This is a genomic window from Pontibacter ramchanderi, assembly GCF_002846395.1.
In the GTDB taxonomy this organism is placed as follows: domain Bacteria; phylum Bacteroidota; class Bacteroidia; order Cytophagales; family Hymenobacteraceae; genus Pontibacter; species Pontibacter ramchanderi.
In genome coordinates, this window is record NZ_PJMU01000001.1 from 337793 (window position 1) to 354780 (window position 16988).

The 16988-nt window shown below is 48.6% G+C and carries 15 protein-coding genes and 3 tRNA genes; 11 read left to right on the forward strand and 7 right to left on the reverse strand.

What is annotated here, in order from left to right; all coding sequences use genetic code 11:
• Positions 1-328 precede the first annotated feature (328 nt).
• Positions 329-1105: an XRE family transcriptional regulator gene (locus tag BD749_RS01445; protein WP_101443572.1), complete on the forward strand. Its 777-nt coding sequence runs from the start codon at positions 329-331 to the stop codon at positions 1103-1105.
• A gap of 142 nt (positions 1106-1247) precedes the next feature.
• Entirely contained in the window at positions 1248-1967 is a 720-nt protein-coding gene (locus tag BD749_RS01450) for a pirin family protein (RefSeq protein WP_101442604.1), read from the forward strand.
• Positions 1968-2029: 62 nt separating this feature from the next.
• Here the strand turns inward: BD749_RS01450 and rmuC are convergent, their stop codons facing one another.
• The 3 genes from rmuC to BD749_RS01465 all read right to left on the reverse strand — a co-directional run bounded on the left by rmuC (position 2030) and on the right by BD749_RS01465 (position 4631).
• Positions 2030-3364, reverse strand: a complete 1335-nt coding sequence (gene rmuC / locus BD749_RS01455) for a DNA recombination protein RmuC (RefSeq protein ID WP_101442605.1) — start codon at positions 3362-3364, stop codon at positions 2030-2032.
• A gap of 48 nt (positions 3365-3412) precedes the next feature.
• Positions 3413-4093, reverse strand: a complete 681-nt coding sequence (locus tag BD749_RS01460; RefSeq protein ID WP_101442606.1) for an HD domain-containing protein — start codon at positions 4091-4093, stop codon at positions 3413-3415.
• Between the two features lie 64 nt (positions 4094-4157).
• On the reverse strand, positions 4158-4631 hold the full coding sequence (locus tag BD749_RS01465) for a hypothetical protein (protein ID WP_101442607.1): 474 nt from the start codon (positions 4629-4631) through the stop codon (positions 4158-4160).
• Between the two features lie 152 nt (positions 4632-4783).
• On the opposite strand from BD749_RS01465, the gene BD749_RS01470 reads away from it, so the two are divergent.
• The 3 genes from BD749_RS01470 (at position 4784) to gmd (ending at position 7987) form a co-directional block, all read left to right on the forward strand.
• Positions 4784-5614: a DUF481 domain-containing protein gene (locus BD749_RS01470; protein WP_101442608.1), complete on the forward strand. Its 831-nt coding sequence runs from the start codon at positions 4784-4786 to the stop codon at positions 5612-5614.
• Between the two features lie 252 nt (positions 5615-5866).
• The gene (gene fcl / locus BD749_RS01475; protein WP_262502986.1) at positions 5867-6820 is read left to right on the forward strand and encodes a GDP-L-fucose synthase; all 954 of its coding nucleotides are present in this window, start codon (positions 5867-5869) and stop codon (positions 6818-6820) included.
• Between the two features lie 54 nt (positions 6821-6874).
• Entirely contained in the window at positions 6875-7987 is a 1113-nt protein-coding gene (gmd, locus tag BD749_RS01480) for a GDP-mannose 4,6-dehydratase (RefSeq protein WP_101442610.1), read from the forward strand.
• 170 nt (positions 7988-8157) lie between these two features.
• Here gmd and BD749_RS01485 read toward each other — a convergent pair.
• The 3 genes from BD749_RS01485 to BD749_RS01495 all read right to left on the reverse strand — a co-directional run bounded on the left by BD749_RS01485 (position 8158) and on the right by BD749_RS01495 (position 8498).
• Positions 8158-8231: transfer RNA gene (locus BD749_RS01485), tRNA-Asp, on the reverse strand.
• Between the two features lie 60 nt (positions 8232-8291).
• Positions 8292-8365 (reverse strand) — tRNA-Asp (locus tag BD749_RS01490).
• A gap of 59 nt (positions 8366-8424) precedes the next feature.
• Positions 8425-8498 (reverse strand) — tRNA-Asp (locus BD749_RS01495).
• A 223-nt stretch (positions 8499-8721) separates the two neighbouring features.
• Between BD749_RS01495 and BD749_RS01500 the strand changes: the two genes are divergently transcribed.
• The 6 genes from BD749_RS01500 (at position 8722) to BD749_RS01525 (ending at position 13274) form a co-directional block, all read left to right on the forward strand.
• A complete protein-coding gene (locus BD749_RS01500) occupies positions 8722-9672 on the forward strand; it encodes an acetyl-CoA carboxylase carboxyltransferase subunit alpha (protein ID WP_101442611.1) in 951 nt (316 codons plus the stop codon).
• Positions 9673-9892: 220 nt separating this feature from the next.
• The gene (locus BD749_RS01505; protein ID WP_101442612.1) at positions 9893-10735 is read left to right on the forward strand and encodes an MBL fold metallo-hydrolase; all 843 of its coding nucleotides are present in this window, start codon (positions 9893-9895) and stop codon (positions 10733-10735) included.
• A complete protein-coding gene (locus tag BD749_RS01510; RefSeq protein ID WP_101442613.1) occupies positions 10735-11499 on the forward strand; it encodes a patatin-like phospholipase family protein in 765 nt (254 codons plus the stop codon). Before BD749_RS01505 ends, BD749_RS01510 begins: the two co-directional genes overlap by 1 nt.
• Positions 11500-11605: 106 nt before the next feature.
• Positions 11606-12274, forward strand: a complete 669-nt coding sequence (locus BD749_RS01515; RefSeq protein WP_101442614.1) for a hypothetical protein — start codon at positions 11606-11608, stop codon at positions 12272-12274.
• A 93-nt stretch (positions 12275-12367) separates the two neighbouring features.
• Positions 12368-12919 carry a 1-acyl-sn-glycerol-3-phosphate acyltransferase gene (locus BD749_RS01520; RefSeq protein ID WP_101442615.1) on the forward strand — a complete coding sequence of 184 codons (552 nt, stop codon included), beginning with the start codon at positions 12368-12370 and terminating at the stop codon, positions 12917-12919.
• A gap of 4 nt (positions 12920-12923) precedes the next feature.
• Complete coding sequence (locus BD749_RS01525; RefSeq protein ID WP_101442616.1) at positions 12924-13274, forward strand: MmcQ/YjbR family DNA-binding protein; 351 nt, start codon at positions 12924-12926, stop codon at positions 13272-13274.
• 134 nt (positions 13275-13408) lie between these two features.
• Here the strand turns inward: BD749_RS01525 and smc are convergent, their stop codons facing one another.
• Positions 13409-16951 (reverse strand): chromosome segregation protein SMC, encoded by a 3543-nt coding sequence (gene smc, locus BD749_RS01530; RefSeq protein ID WP_101442617.1) that lies wholly within the window; start codon positions 16949-16951, stop codon positions 13409-13411.
• Positions 16952-16988 lie beyond the last annotated feature (37 nt).

A 16988-nucleotide genomic window follows, 5' to 3' on the forward strand; every position in this document is an offset into this window, starting at 1 on the left:
CGTAAAAGAGTGGTTTAGTAGATTTTTATCATATAAAATGGGTTATGGGTTACTTTTCACGAAAGATAATTGGATTAAAAGTAAGATTACAAACATTTGTGCAATATTATTTTTATTGAACTTTAAAGAGTTGGATTTTAAGTAAAATAAATGATTTTGTATTGCCTTAATGGTACTTTACCAATTTATATAGTTTTTTATAAATATAACTAAAAATTACCACAATTATTTGCTAATAAAATTAGTATAATACGTATAGATTTAGTATGTTTACATGCCGGCACCCAGAGTGCTCTGTTTATTTTGTGGTCACGAACAAAGAATAAAAGTGGAAAAGGTAACATCGAATATAAGGCACCTTCGCAAGCACGCCGGGTATACCCAGGCACAGCTTGCTGAAAAGTTAGATATAAAGCGTTCGTTGGTGGGAGCGTATGAAGAAGGAAGGGCAGAGCCAAAACTCAGCACGCTGGTCAATGTGGCCCGGCTTTTTGATGTCTCCATGGACGAACTCATCACAGCTGATCTTTCAGATCCGAATTATAAACCTGTAACCGGACATGCAGGCGGCGGTAAGTTGCGCGTACTGGCTATTACGGTTGACCAGGACGATCGGGAAAACATTGAACTGGTGCCGCACAAGGCAAGCGCGGGTTACCTCAATGGGTATGCAGATCCGGAGTTTATCGAAGAGTTGCCTCGTTTCCGCCTTCCTACATTAGGCAGTGGCGGCACTTATCGCGCTTTTGAGATCAGCGGCGACTCCATGCTACCTCTTTCTTCTGGTACAGTTATAGTTGGTCGCTATGTGGAAGATTGGAGTACATTGAAAGACGGAACCCCCTGCATCATTGTCAGCGCCAAGGAAGGTGTGGTCTTTAAAAGAGTTTATAATAAGGTAAAAGAGGCAGCTACACTTCGGCTTCATTCAGACAATCCGCTATATGCGCCTTATGAACTTCCTATCGACGACGTTGTGGAGATTTGGGAGGCTAAATCCTACATCAGCTCTACTTTCCCAATCGCTGATATTTCGCTTGATAAGCTTTCCTCCATTGTGCTGGATCTTCAGAAAGAAATGCTCAAACTTAAGAAGGCAGACTAACTTCTGAGATTTTGTAGGTATCACTACCGTAGCGCATCCTGCCCCAGATAGGGCAGGATGCGCTGTTTTAGCCATGTTTTGTGCAGCCTGTTAACTACAAACGGCATTATCCGTAAAGGCATAGCATAAACAAAAGCGCGATATGATACGATTAATTACCGATTCTCAAAGGTATGAGGCCAAGGTAGGGGAAGGGCTCCGTTCTCATTACCTCTTTTCATTTGCAGATTACTACGATCCGGAAAATATGGAATTCGGCCCTTTACGTGTCTTTAACGACGACTACATTAGTCCTCGCTCCGGCTTTCCCTCACATCCGCACTCCGAATTAGAGATTATCACCATTGTGCTGGCAGGTGAGCTAACGCACAAAGACAACATCGGCAACGAGACCAAAGTAACGCCCGGGCTGGTACAACGCATGACTTCCGGCACTGGCATCACCCACTCCGAAACGAACGAAACGGACGAGGAGGTGCATCTGCTCCAACTTTGGTTTTTGCCAAACAAAAGAGGGCTTGCGCCTTCTTACGAAGTGATGGATGTTGATTTTATAAAAGCGAAGAATGAGCTCGTACCATTGGTTACCGGTCAAAAGGTGCTGGAGGATGTGGTTTACATCAATTCCAACTCAACAGTATACTACGGCAGTGTGACTCAAGGAGAGGAAATAACATTCCGAACGTTTAAGCTCCGACGAACCCTTATCTATGTGCTGACAGGCAGCGTGCTGGTGAACAACGTAGAGGCAGACGGCCATGACCAGATCAGGCTGGATGAACAGGAGGTGATAGGTATACGGGGTACGGCAGATGCTACTTTTATTTTAGTAGACGTACCAGCTGTGGAAGCCAATTATTAATCGATAACACTGATTTTCAAAACCGGTGGGTATGTTAGATGTAAACAGCCCACCGGTTTTGTTTATTCATCCAATTCGTCACCAGGAACTGCAATGGCCTCCTGGAGCAGGTGCTCATCAAGTTGCTTACTAGTTTTAGCTCCCAGTTCGCGTAGTATTTCCACTTTGCGTATTAGGTTGCCCTTGCCGTCGGTGAGTTTGTTCATAGCGCCACTGTAGGCATTCTGGCTCTGCTCCAAATGGCGGCCAACTGTTTTCAGGTCATCGACAAATCCCACGAATTTGTCGTAGAGCCTGCCACTTTCTTCTGCTATCTTAAGCACGTTTCGTTTCTGGTCTTCCTGGCGCCACACACCGGCTACTGTGCGCAGCGTAGCCAGCAGGGTAGAGGTAGTGACTAATACAATGTTCTTGTCGAAGGCATCCGTGAATATGTTCTGGTCATGCTGTAGCGCCAGGTTAAAAGCCGGCTCGATGGGAATGTACATCAGCACAAAATCCGGAGAGTTGATGCCGCTCAACCGGTGATAGTTCTTGCGACCCAGATCAGTATAGTGTGTTCGGATTGAAGCAATGTGGCTGCGCAGGTATGTCTCCAGCTGAGAATCGTCTTCGCAACTGCAGTAGGCCTCGTAAGCTACCAGCGATAGTTTCGAGTCGATGACTAGGTGTTTGGCATCCGGCAGGCGAATGATCACATCGGGCCGGTATACCTGTTGTTCGTCGTTCTTCCTGACCTCCTCGCGTTCGTAATGCACACCCTTGCGCAGGCCTGATTTCTCAAGCAGGCTCTCCAGTAGGTATTCACCCCAGTTACCCTGTGTTTTACTCTCACCTTTCAGTGCTTTGGTCAGGTTTAGTGCATCCTGGCTCATTTGCTGGTTCAGGGCGGACAATTGTGTGATCTGTTCTTTGAGGGAGATGCTGTCCTTGAGTGTTTTCTCGTATGTTTGGTCCACTTTGGCTTCGAACTCACGGATACGTTCTTTTAGCGGAGACAGGATGCGTTCCAGGTTTTCGGAGGAGGCCTTGTTGAAGTGCTCCGCGTTGGTCATGAGCACCTGGTTGGAGATATGCTGGAATTGCTGTAGGAATTTTTCGCGCAACTGCTCCAATTCTTTGGCCTGCTCGTGCATGCGCTCACGCAGATGTTCGTAGTCAGATTCTGTCTTAGTGAGCGCATTGGTCAGCTCCATGGTTTCAGTCTGCGACTCACGTAGTTGGTTCCGCAGTGCTTCCGCTTCCTGTGCCTGGTGCCTGGCCTGGCCTTCCTGCACACCTTGCGCTATCACCGATTGGTTAAGTTTGTCCTGCAGTGCGCTTACTCTCCCTTTCATAGCCAGGTAAGCCACTACGAGCCCCACCAAAAATGCCGCTATACCTACCATTATCTCCATACGGTAAAGGTATGTTTTTTTAGCATTTCAAACCAGATGCTAACTGTTTTAGTTTTCAGGTGTTTCTATCAAATGGTCCGTTGCATTCCATTCCGCATAAAACTGATTCAGAAAATCCTGCATGTATTGGTGTCGCTTTTCGGCCATGGCGCGGGCCGTGGGTGTGTGCATCCGGTCTTTCAACAGCAGCAGTTTTTCATAGAAATGATTGATAGTAGGGGCAGTGTTTGTTTTATACGACTCAAAAGAATCATGCAGCTCTGGGTTGATTGCTGGGTTGTAAAGTTCCCGACCTTTATGGCCTCCGTAGGCAAATGTGCGGGCAATGCCAATCGCCCCGATCGCATCCAGCCGATCGGCATCCTGCACGATGCGCCCTTCTATAGTTGGCATAGCCGATGAGGTGCCCGCACCTTTATAAGACAGCCCGCTGACAATATTGCAAACAGTAGTTATCAGTTCTTCTTCCAAAGCCAGCTTTTCCAGCCATTCCCGCACCAGGCGCGGGCCAACAGTCTCGTCCCCATTGTGGAATTTATGATCGCCAATGTCATGGAGAAGGGCTGCCAGCTCGACAGTGAAAATATCGGCTCCCCCTTCCTGTGAGGCAATGTAAAGCGCATTTTTCCAGACCCTGAAAATGTGCCACCAGTCATGGCCGGAGCCTTCACCCTCTAACTGTTGCCGAACGTAATCTGCTGTTTTCTGGATAATGTCTCCTTGCTTCATTGTATGTGATATAAGCCTTAAAGCTGCAAAATATCCAGCAAAGCCACAAAAAGGATGTTATAATCTATACCTCTATACCTGTTGCAGTCTCTGCAGCTATACCTTCCAGTACAGGCAATTTAACCAGTTCCAGTTCCAGCAAGTCGGCCCATGTAGTCAGGTATAGCACCACATCGTCGCGCAGGTTATGTTTCAGGTAGCGCCTTTCAGCTGGCAGAGCCTGCAATATGGTGGCGTCCGAAAGCCGTTCCAGGTGCGCCAAGTCATCTTTCGTCAGTCCCCAGGAAATCATCTGGTCGATGATCTCATCCATGGGCATCCCGCTTTGCGGACAGTAGTCGCGGAGTTGTTCATTCCAGTCGCCGTGTCGCCACATAGCAGCCCCGTGGATGAAACCTTTGTCAAGCTGCGTGAGTGTCTGAGCCAGGTGGCCGCAGTTGCAGCTACCCATGTGTCCCCATTGGTAATTGGCGCCTTGTGCCAGTCGGTTGGCTGTCTGGCGTATGGCCGCCACCAGTATTGCTGAACTTCTTGCCATGAGTTTAAAATTGAATGCGTGTATTTATGTAGGGCGTGGTCCCCTATATAAAACGCCAACCGCTGGAAATGTTATCAAATTCAGTCTGATTTTCATACTTGCCCCGTGCTTCCTACCTTTGTAGGTATAGCCCCACACCCGGAAACCCGTTCATGATGCGCATTTTAGTTGCCGTTGCTGTTTTGTCTCTCTCGATGTTGCTGTTCACTGCCTCAGAGGTTCGTGCGCAGATCCTCAACATTGAGCGGTCGAGGGTAGAGCGGGACACGGCCGATTTTTTAACAGGAAAAGCGGGTCTTAACTTTTCGATGTTCAACCGCAACGCAGGACGCAACAATCCTAACAATTTTCTGCAGCTGACCTTTAACGGAGACCTTGCCTACATTTCTAAAAAACATACTTACCTGTTTCTCAACTATTATAATTACCTGCTGGTGAATTACGACTCACGTGAGTTGCGCAACACGGTGGCCAGCAATGGTTACTCTCATTTCAGGGTTAACCTCATGAGTCGGCGCAAAGTGTCTTATGAGCTGTTTACGCAGTACCAGGCTGATATGGCCCGTGGTCTGGAGCGGCGAATCCTGACGGGAGGAGGACTTCGCTGGCAGCTTTACCGCACAGCGAGCACATCGTGGTTTGCGGGTACAGGCCTGATGCACGAGCACGAGAGCTGGAAGGACCCCGAGCAGGAGGGCGTAACACAAGTATCCGATTTACTGAAATCGTCCAACTACATCAGCCTGCGGTCAAAACTATCGGAGCATGTAGAGACAAATAACATCGCCTACTTCCAGACAGGCTATGACCAATCGATCAGCCGCTTCCGGAACCGGATCAGCGGCGACCTGGGCGTAACGGTGAAACTGATCGGCCGGGTGTCCATGCGCACAAATTTTAACTTTACCTACGAAGACAGACCGATCGTTCCGGTGACGCGCTTTATCTATGCCATTACCAATGGTTTACAGGTCGATTTTTAGGGAATCCGCAGGTTCATAACAGCAAGTGCAAGGTTAGCTGGTCGGTAATGGAGTTTCATATCAAACTTTTTTAATATAATTTGGACCGAACCAAACTATGCGGCCAATTTTGGCGTAAGCTGCGTCATAGGATTAGTCGAGGGTATGTACAGTATATTCCTTGGCACCAATATCCTGCAACCGGAACGCTCAATCCTGGTAAATTTCGTTTAATTATATAACTGGTAAATCCAGCGCGCGATAACTGCGCATATTTGTACTCAATTATCGATGGAAAAAACTTCTAAAATTTACATTGCTGGCCACCGGGGCATGGTAGGCTCTGCCATTATGCGTCAGTTGGAGGCCAACGGTCACACCAACATCATTACCAGAACCTCTTCAGAACTGGACTTGCGCAACCAGCAGGCCGTGCAGGATTTTTTCGAAAGCGAGCAGCCTGACTATGTTTTTCTGGCAGCTGCCAAAGTGGGCGGTATTCACGCCAACAATACCTTTCGAGCCGAATTTTTGTATGACAACTTGATGATCGAAGCCAACATCATCCACGCCGCTCACTTGGCCGGGGTGAAGAAACTGATGTTCCTGGGCTCTTCCTGCATTTACCCGAAGATGGCACCGCAACCGCTCAAGGAGGAGTACCTGCTCACAGGGCCACTGGAGCAGACGAACGAGCCGTATGCCATTGCCAAAATTGCCGGTATCAAACTCTGCGAATCGTATCGCGACCAGTATGGTAGCAACTTCATCAGCGTAATGCCAACCAACCTTTATGGATACAACGACAATTACGACCTGCAGAATTCGCATGTGCTGCCGGCCCTGATCCGGAAAATTCATGAAGCGAAAGACAACGGAGCGCCCACTGTTACCGTATGGGGTACGGGCAGTCCGAAACGCGAGTTCCTGTTTGCCGACGATCTGGCAGCCGCCTGCGTATACCTGATGGAGAATTATGATGGCCGTGAACTCGTGAATATCGGCACTGGCGAGGATGTCTCGATCAAAGAACTGGCCCTTCTTATCAAGGACGTGATTGGTTACGAGGGAGAGCTGGAGTTTGACACTACCAAGCCGGACGGAACACCACGAAAACTGATGGACGTGAGCAAGCTGCACGGTCTTGGTTTCAAGCACAAAATTGAACTGCGTGAAGGCATAGCACTGGCCTATGCCGACTTTAAAGAAAAATACGTGACGGCCTAGTCACACCTTATTTATACAACCATAAAAGAGAATTACATTTAAGAAGTATATCACATGAAGACAGCCCTTATCACTGGCGTAACCGGACAGGACGGTGCATATTTAGCAGAGCTTTTATTGAGCAAAGGATATAAAGTACATGGCGTGAAGCGTCGTAGCTCGATGTTCAACACCGAGCGCATTGACCACCTCTACCAGGACCCACACGAGAAGAACATCAACTTCAAGCTGCACTACGGCGACCTGACCGACTCCACCAACTTGATCCGCATCATCCAGGAGACCCAGCCAGACGAAATCTACAACCTGGCTGCCATGAGCCACGTGAAGGTGAGCTTCGACACGCCGGAGTATACAGCCAACGCCGACGGATTAGGCACATTGCGCATCCTGGAAGCCATTCGCATCCTGGGGCTGACAAAGAAAACGAAGGTATACCAGGCCTCTACTTCAGAGCTTTATGGTCTGGTGCAGGCTGTGCCGCAGTCAGAAACTACGCCTTTTTACCCACGTTCCCCGTACGCGGTGGCTAAACTTTACGCTTACTGGATCACAGTGAACTATCGCGAGGCTTATGGCATGTTTGCCTGCAATGGTATTCTTTTCAATCACGAGTCGCCGCTGCGTGGTGAGACGTTCGTAACGCGTAAGATTACCCGTGCCGCTGCCCGTATTGCCATGGGTCTGCAGGAAGGACTGTACCTGGGTAACCTCGACGCCAAGCGTGACTGGGGCCATGCCAAAGACTATGTGGAAGCGATGTGGCGCATTTTGCAGCAGGACGAGCCGGAAGACTTCGTAATTGCCACAGGTGTAACGACTACGGTGCGTGACTTTGTGCGTATGGCTTTTGCTGAGGTAGGCATCGAAATCGAGTTCAAAGGTGAGGGCGTTGAAGAGAAAGGCTATGTAGTGGCCTGCAACAATCCGGAGTACCAGGTAGAGATTGGCAAAGAGATCGTTTGCGTAGACCCGAATTATTTCCGTCCGACAGAGGTGGAACTGCTGATAGGTGACGCGACCAAGTCGAAAGAGAAGCTGGGCTGGACTCCGAAGTACGACCTGCCTGCGCTGGTGAAGGACATGATGCAGAATGACATCGAGCTCTTCAAGCGCGACACTTACCTGATGGAGGGCGGTCACCGCATCCTCAACTACCACGAATAATGCCCTATACCCTTAGAGGTATAATCTATATGCAGAAAGGCAGTCCTATCCCTAGGGCTGCCTTTTTTTCATTTTAGGTATAGGTATAGGTATAGGTATAGGTATAGGTACTGCGGGAGGGGGAGGGTCTGTAAACGCAAAAAGCCCTTGTTTTCACAAGAGCTTTTAAGCGGTCTGGACGGGACTCGAACCCGCGACCTCCGCCGTGACAGGGCGGCATTCTAACCAACTGAACTACCAGACCAATACTTTTAAATGGATCAGAGTCGTACACTCTGAAAGATAAACCGCAGTTTATATGCTGCGGTCCGGACGGGACTCGAACCCGCGACCTCCGCCGTGACAGGGCGGCATTCTAACCAACTGAACTACCGGACCAAAAATTTTAATTTGTAAAGCCTACCGCTTTACTTTGTTAACCGCAGGGGTTTAAACTGCGGTCTGGACGGGACTCGAACCCGCGACCTCCGCCGTGACAGGGCGGCATTCTAACCAACTGAACTACCAGACCAATCTGTTTTCGTTAACGCTAACCGTTAAAGTGTCACAAATGTAGAGGGTAAATTTCGATTCTGCAAGAGCATTGCTATATTTTGCCCCTATATTTTTAGCCTGAAATCATAACTCGCTCAAAACCAAATATTCTTTTTTTGCAATAGACGATAATTTTTCAAGATTCGTCATTCAGTAACTGTAAACTATTAAATTTGTGCTTCAATCAGCAATGAGGATTTATGCTTTTGGATTTTGAACAACCTATAGCGGCCCTGGAGGGCAAACTGCAGGAAATGAAAAAACTGGCCACAGAAAGCCAGGTAGACGTTTCGGAAGCAGTAAAAGCGCTTGAAGAAAAAATAAAGACGCTCAAGAAGGAGACCTATGCCAATCTAACCCGTTGGCAGCGTGTGCAGCTTTCCCGCCACCCGGATAGACCCTACACCCTGGATTACATTGCGGGCATCACCTCTACATTTGTAGAGCTGCACGGCGACCGCACCGTGAGCGACGACAAAGCCATGGTAGGTGGTTTTGGTGACATAGATGGTCGTAGCGTGATGTTTATCGGGCAACAGAAAGGACGCAATACGAAACAACGCCAGCTGCGCAATTTCGGTATGGCCAATCCGGAGGGTTACCGCAAAGCACTTCGCCTGATGAAAATGGCCGAAAAGTTTGGCCGACCTATCGTTACTTTTATTGATACGCCAGGTGCATTTCCAGGACTGGAGGCAGAGGAACGCGGACAGGGTGAGGCCATTGCCCGTAACCTGAAAGAGATGTTTATGCTAAAAGTGCCTGTCATCTGTATCATCATTGGTGAGGGGGCCTCGGGCGGAGCCTTGGGTATAGCTATCGGCGACCGCGTGATGATGCTGGAGAACACCTGGTACTCTGTTATTTCCCCTGAGTCCTGCTCGTCTATCTTGTGGCGCAGCTGGAACTACAAAGAGCAGGCCGCTGAAGCACTTAAACTGACCGCGACCGATATGTTGCAGCATAAGCTGATTGACGGCATCATTAAAGAGCCGCTTGGAGGCGCTCACACCGAGCCAGATAAAATGATGCGCACGCTCAAAAAAGAGATCTGCAAAATGCTGGATGAGCTGGAGACAATTGATGCTGAGGAGCGTATTATGCAGCGCATCGAGAAGTTCTCTGCCATGGGTGTTGTGCAGGAAAGTTAAGAGAAGAAGAAAGGTAGGAAGCAGACTATTTTTAAAGTTTCATCTCTTTCGGGATATAAGAGGTGGTCAAGTGTTTTGCTTGACCACCTCTTTTCGTTTTACTACCTTTAGTCCCTAGGTGAATTAGGAAAATGGAGATGAGGTTACGTGCGTATAATTACACGCGTAAATTACATTTCTTAACTTTCTACCATTCTAACTTTTTAACTTTCTAACTCAAATGAAACTACACGTAATCGATACCGGATTCTTTAAATTAGACGGAGGAGCCATGTTCGGCGTCGTGCCTAAATCGCTGTGGCAGCGTACGAATCCGGCCGATGAAAACAACCTGTGTACCTGGGCCATGCGCTGCCTGCTGATCGAAGACGGTGACCGACTTATTCTAATCGACAACGGTATAGGTGATAAGCAGGATGCCAAATTCTTCAGTCACTACTACCTGCACGGGGACGCTACTCTTGAGAAATCATTGCATGCGGCCGGCTTTTCACATCAGGACGTGACAGACGTATTTCTTTCCCATCTTCACTTCGATCATTGTGGTGGGGGTGTAAAGTATAAAAACAGCGAGGGTGCCCTGGAACTTGTATTCCCGAACGCAACTTACTGGTCTAATGCCGACCACTGGAAATGGGCAACGGAACCTAATGTGCGCGAAAAGGCTTCATTCCTGAAAGAGAACATTCTTCCGATGCAGGAGAGTGGCCAGTTGGCTTTTGTAGATCCTTCTAAACCTTCTCCTTTTCCGCAGTTTGATATTTTCTATGCCGATGGCCATACCGACAAAATGATGGTGCCGATCATTCCTTACAAAGGGCGTAAGGTGGCGTTCATGGCCGATCTGCTGCCCTCAACGGGCCATATCCCGCTTCCCTACGTCATGGGCTATGACACACGCCCCCTGCTAACCATGGATGAAAAAGCCCGTTTCCTGAATATGGCCGCCGACGAGAACCTGGTGCTATACCTGGAGCATGATGCAGTAAATGAATGCTGCACTGTGCAGCAGAGCGAGAAAGGCATACGACTGGCTGCCACTTTTTCTCTAAACGAACTTTAATGAAGTCAGTTGGGCTGGCACTGTCGGGGGGCGCAGCCAGAGGTATCGCCCATTTGGGAGTACTGAAGGCCTTTGACGAATTAGGTATAAAGCCGGCTATACTTTCGGGTGTAAGCTCAGGAGCAATTGTAGCTGTATTCTATGCCGCTGGCTTTAACCCGGATGATATACTGCGCCTTATCAAGGGACTTCGCATCTACCGCATTATGCGACTCGCTATCGGGCAGGTGGGCATTTTGCACCTCGATGAAGTGGAGAAACTGTATTACCGCTACCTGGGCAAACAAGCCACTTTTGAGGACCTGCGCTTGCCTGTTATCATCGGAGCCACCGACATGCACGCTGGTGTTACCGTCCATTTTTCCAGCGGAGAACTGATCAAGCCTTTAATTGCCTCATCGGCAGTCCCTGTGCTGTATAGGCCTGTCCATTATAAAGGGATGTTGCTTAACGACGGTGGTCTGCTCGATAATCTTCCTATAGAAGCATTGGAAGGCAAGTGCGAGTTTAAAATTGGCGTACATAGCAATCCGCTTAACCATGAGGCACGCATAACCAGCCTGCGAAGCATGATCGAGCGAACTGCCCACCTGGCGATCAATAACAACGTGCAATTGCGCCGTCACCAATGCGATTATTTTATAGAACCTCCCGAGCTAAAGTACTACAGGCTCATGAGTTTCAGTAAGGCGGATGCCATGTTTGACATAGGATATAGCTACACCATGAGCATAAAAGAAGAGTTGCTGAAATTAGTTGGGTAATGATGGCATATTTGGACGAAAAAATTTTCTTTATCTAATTTTATTTTCCTAATATTAGCATAGAAAAATCAATCTGTTTTTTCGTTTTGCCCGTACAATCCTTCAAATGCAACTGAACACGACCATGCTACAACGCACCCTTACCCTTATTGTAGCCCTTTTCTTTTTTGCCATTCTTTCTGTTAGGGCGCAGGAAAACGAAAGCTCGCTTATCAGGGCTAAAATCAAACACGGCTCTCTGCTGTTAGGCGGCAACCTGCAGGGCAGTTACCAGCTGACCACAAGCGAGTTAAACAGCACGGGCCAGAAAGTTGACGGCCGGCGGATCGACTTTAACCTGCGCAGCAAAAATGGCTATTTTGTTTTTGAAGACTTTGCAGTGGGCCTCGACGTGAGTGTGTTGCATCAGAGCAGCAAAATTACGGAAGTGTCGGATACCGAGCGTGAAGCAAGCAGGGAAACGTTTGTAATGGCGGGTCCTTTTGTGCGCTATTACATGCTCAACGGTGTATTTGGGGAATTAACCATGCTGGCCGGTCTGAATAACTTTAACGACGTTAACAGGAAGTATAAAGCTCTGGAAGGTGGGGCAGGACTGGGGTATGCCTTTTTCGTAAACAGGCAGTTCTCGCTCGAGCCTGTCATTTCGATGCGCTATTTCCGTAAAGTGGATAGAGACGGTAGAGCTTACAGTGAGTTCGGTCCTATGATTGGCTTTGGTTTGCAGGCCTACTTGCTCCGTCAGAAATCGCATGTAATCAAACGGGCGCTCTAAGATTCTGTTTTTACAGAGAATACACTATATTTGAGATGCTAATCCATTTGCTCTTGCTGAGACATGGATTAGCATTTTTTTATAGCCTCTTATATGTTAGCAAAAGCGATCTCTAAACTTATTTTCAAAATTGCAGGCTGGAAGTTAAACGGCAATCTGGCACCGGACCAGCGCCGCTGCGTTATGGTAGCCGCTCCGCATACCAGCAACTGGGATTTCATATTTGCCCGTGCCGCCTTTTACATGATGGAAGCACCCATCCGGTTCACGATAAAAAGTGAATTCATGAAATTCCCGTTTGGCGGGCTGCTCAGAGCCATGGGTGCTCTCCCCATCGACCGCTCCAAAAACACTCGCATGGTAGATGCCATGATCAAGATCATCAAAGAGACACCCGGTGATATGTGCGTGCTTGTAACACCAGAAGGCACCCGCAAGTACCAACCGCGCTGGCGTATGGGTTTTTACCATGTGGCCATTGGGGCAGGTGTTCCTATCGTGCTTGGCTATGTAGATTATGCTAAGAAAGAGGCAGGTATAGGCCCAACTATTCACCCAACTGGAGATGTGGAAGCAGATCTGGAAAAGATAATGGCTTTTTACAGAACCAAAAAGGGCAAGTTTCCGGAGCAAGGTGTTCGGTAATTAGATGAATATAGAGGAACTAAGAAGCTTCTGCCTGAACCTGAAGGGTGTGACAGAAGATGTGAAATGGGGAAATGATCTCTGCTTTTTGGTAGGGAACAAAATGTTTTGCGTAACAAGCCTGGATGGTGAACCGAGCGTATCTTTTAAAGTAACAGATGCTGAGTTTGATGTGCTGTCGACTTCCATAGGGATAGTACCAGCCCCGTACATGGCGCGTAACAAATGGATACAGGTACAGTCTTGGGAGCGTTTGTCAAGGCTGGAGTGGGAAAATTATGTTAAGCAGTCTTATGAGCTCGTAAAGGCAAAGCTTACAAAGAAGTTACAGCGAGAGATAGAAGAAAGTATTTAAGGGAGGCGCTATGTCACGCCCCACTTTAAAATTTTATGACAATATGCTGTCATAACAGCCATAGATAAAATTAAATGCAAAAGGAGCCGCTTGAATAGAGTGGCTCCTTTTGCGTTTAAGGTATAGCAGTTCGGCTAGGCGATCTGTCTCAGGTCTACAGGTATTACCCTCGATATACCTGCCTCGATCATCGTGATACCGTACATCACGTCTGTTGAAGCCATAGTGCGCTTGTTGTGTGTTACCACAATAAACTGCGACTCGTTGGAGAAAGTGCGGATGATGTTGTTGAACTTGTCAATGTTGGCATCATCCAATGGCGCGTCTACTTCGTCGAAGATACAGAACGGGGCTGGCTTGAGCAGGTAAATGGCAAAGAGGAGAGAGATCGCCGTCAAGGTTTTCTCACCACCCGACAACTGGTTGATCGTCAGCGGTCGCTTACCCTTAGGTTGCGCCATGATTTCGATCCGAGACTCCAGCGGGTTCTTTGGGTCAGTGAGCACCAGGTCACAATTGTCCTCTTCTGTAAACAAGCTGCGGAATACACGGATAAAGTTCTGCTTGATCTCGTTGAAGGAGGCCAGGAACTTCTCTTTCGCCACAGTATCGATCTCGTTGATGGTGTCGATCAGAGCGTTCTTCGCATTTACCAGGTCGTCACGCTGCTCCGTGATGAATTTGTTGCGCTCTTCGATCTCTACATAAGCCTCTGCTGCCATGGCATTTACCGGGCCCATTCTGTCCAGCGAAGACTTAATTTCAGAGATATTCTTGCTTAGTTCCTCATTGCTCAACTGAAACAGACCATCGTGCTCCATTTCAGGTATAGGCTGCTCCAGTTCTTCGGTGGCAATGTTAAATTCGGCGCCCAGACGCTCCTGTACCGACACGAGTTTGATGCGTGTATCGTTGATGGTTTGTTGCATGCGCATCAGGAGCTCGTCAGCGTTCTGGCGCTTACGCTGTAGTTCCCGTATGGTCTTGTCCTTTTCGTCAAGTTCTCCGCGCAAACTGAAGTATTTTTTCTCAACGGCATCCAGTTCGTGGCCAAATTCACGGCGGGCTTCCACCATGGTCTGCACCAGCGCCTCGTTTTCCTCTATAAAGTCAGTCGCTTCAACAGTTTCCTCTTCTGACTTCTGCAGTTCCTGTCGCAGGCCAGCAATGCGTTCCTGGTTCGTTTCCACTGTCTTCTGCTTGTAGCTGATCTCCTGCTGCAGGGAGCCAAAGCGGTTTTTGAGTTGGTGAAACTGAATGTTTTCCTGGTTATACATACCGGAAATCACCGTGATCTGCTCCTGCTGCTGGTTTATCTGCGAGGTAAGAACTGCCAGTTGTTCCTCCAGCTGCTTTAGCTCCTGCATGTCTTCCTCCGCCTGCGGCGAAACCTGCTGGCTCTGCACGTACAGGTCGTCGAGGCGCTGCTGCAATTCTTGCTGTTTATGGACGAAATTTTTGCGGTTCTGCTGGTGCTGCTCGTTCTTAATGCGAACCGTGAGCAGGTCCTGCTGTAATTTAGCTACTTCTTTTTCCAGCTGCTTGATCGCTTCTTTCTGCGATTCACTACGGTAGTTGAGGAGGATCTGCTGCTGTGCGTTAATGCGGCTCTGCATCAGCTCCACTTCCTGCTGCAATTGCTCCAATTCTTCGGCCAGCTGCTCCAGGTTTTGCTTACGACCCAGGCGACTGCCATCAAACAGGCCGACAGAACCGCCTGATAAACTAAGTGGTTTCTTAATAGCCGAGCCGTCTTTCAGAATGATCGTACGGTAATCCTCTTCCGAGAAATCCTCTTCTGATTCGTCGCTGATATAGACATTTCGGAGCATGTACTTGAGCAGGCTGCTATACCTCTTGTCAGCCTTTACGACTTCAAAGGCAGCTTTCAATGCACCGTCACTAAAAGTAGCAGTTGGTTCCAGTTCTTCTATCTCGGAGAGAATGATAAAGTTTGCCCGGCCTTTGTTGTGCAGCTTGAGCAGTGCAATGGCCTCTACGGCATCCTGCAGTTCCTCTACCACAAAGAAGTTCATGTAAGGCTCGAGGTAGCTTTCGATAAGCGATTTATACTCAGGCTCACATACGATGATGTCGGAGAGGAGAGGGGCTGGCCTGCTCCACTCATCTGATTGCGCCAGGTACTTGATCGCCTCCGGAAAACCTTCCATGTTCTCCACCAACGATCTGGTGAGGTTATACTGGTTTTGTCTGGCATCACGCTTACGGTTTAGCGCTACCAGTTGCTCTTTCAAGCCTTCAATGTCAGCTTCTGTCTTCTCAATGTTTTGCAGCAGCGACTCCTCCTTGGCTTGCAGGCTCACCAGAGTAGAGGTTTTATCTTCCAGTTCGGCCTGCGCTTCCTGCAGCTGCTCCTGTAGAATGGCCGCGTCTTCGTCGGCTGTCAGCTGTTGCTGGCGCAGTTGCTCCAGGTCCTGTGTCAGGTTTTGGATTTGTACCTGGCTGATCTCAAGTGATTTGTTGAGCTGGAATACCGCGTTCTGCTTGCTGCGCTGCTCCTGCGACAGCTCCTGAAAGGCCTCCTGCAGGCTTAACTTCTGCTCGTTGGCCTCCTGTAGCTGCTCCTTTAAGGCATTTACCTGTTCTTCGGCGCCTGCAAAGCTGTCCTGTACCTGCATCAATTCATCGCGCAGCTCCACGATGCTTTCCTGGGTATGCTCCAGGTTGGCTGTGTCCTGACTGATCTGCTGACGTAGCTGCGTCATACGTTCTTTCAGGAAGTTGCTGCGTTCCGATTTCAGTTTGATGTCGTTTTCCAGCTGGCGCAGTTTGGCAGTCTGTACCTGCATGGTTTTCTGCATCTCGGCCAGCTGCTCCTGTGTCTGGTTCAGCTCAGCTTTCTGGTCGGCAATGGCATCCTCGGCCTCTGTCACGGCCAGCACATAGCCTTCCTTTAGTTCTGTCTCACGCTGCACATCCTGATCCAGTCGCTCCAGTGTTTGCTGGTACTGGTTGATGTTACGGCGGGCATACTCCAGGCTGAATTTCTTATAGTCATCCTTTAACTGAAAGTACTTAATGGCCTGTTTTGCCTGACGTTCCAGCGTTTTCATGTTCTTACCGATCTCGAAGAGCACGTCTTCTACCCGTTCCAGGTCGGCATCGGTTTCTTCCAGCTTTTTGAGCGTCTGCTTCTTGCGTACCCGGAACTTAGAGATACCGGCGGCCTCTTCGAACAGCAAACGACGCGAGTTCTCCTTGTCATTCAGGATCTCGTCCACCATTTTGAGCTCAATGATAGCGTAACTGTCGGAGCCTATACCTGTGTCCAGAAAAAGCTCGTTGATGTCCTTGAGGCGGCAGGTCACGCCATTGAGCATGTATTCGCTGTCGCCGTTGCGGTAATACTTGCGGGTAACCGTTACCTGGGAGTACTCAGTCGGGAGGATGCCCTTGTTGTTGTCGAAGGTGATGGATACCTCGGCCATCTGTACCGGCTTGCGGGTTTTGGAGCCGTTGAAGATCACATTCTCCATCTTATCGGAGCGCAGGTTTCGCGTCTTCTGCTCACCTAACACCCAACGTATAGCATCCACGATGTTAGACTTGCCACAGCCATTGGGTCCCACTATACCTGTAATTCCCTCATCAAAATTAATGACGACACGGTCGCCAAAGCTTTTGAATCCTTTAATCTCTAATCTTGATACTTGCATTCGCGTCAGCGGAATCTATTCAAACCAAACTCAAAAA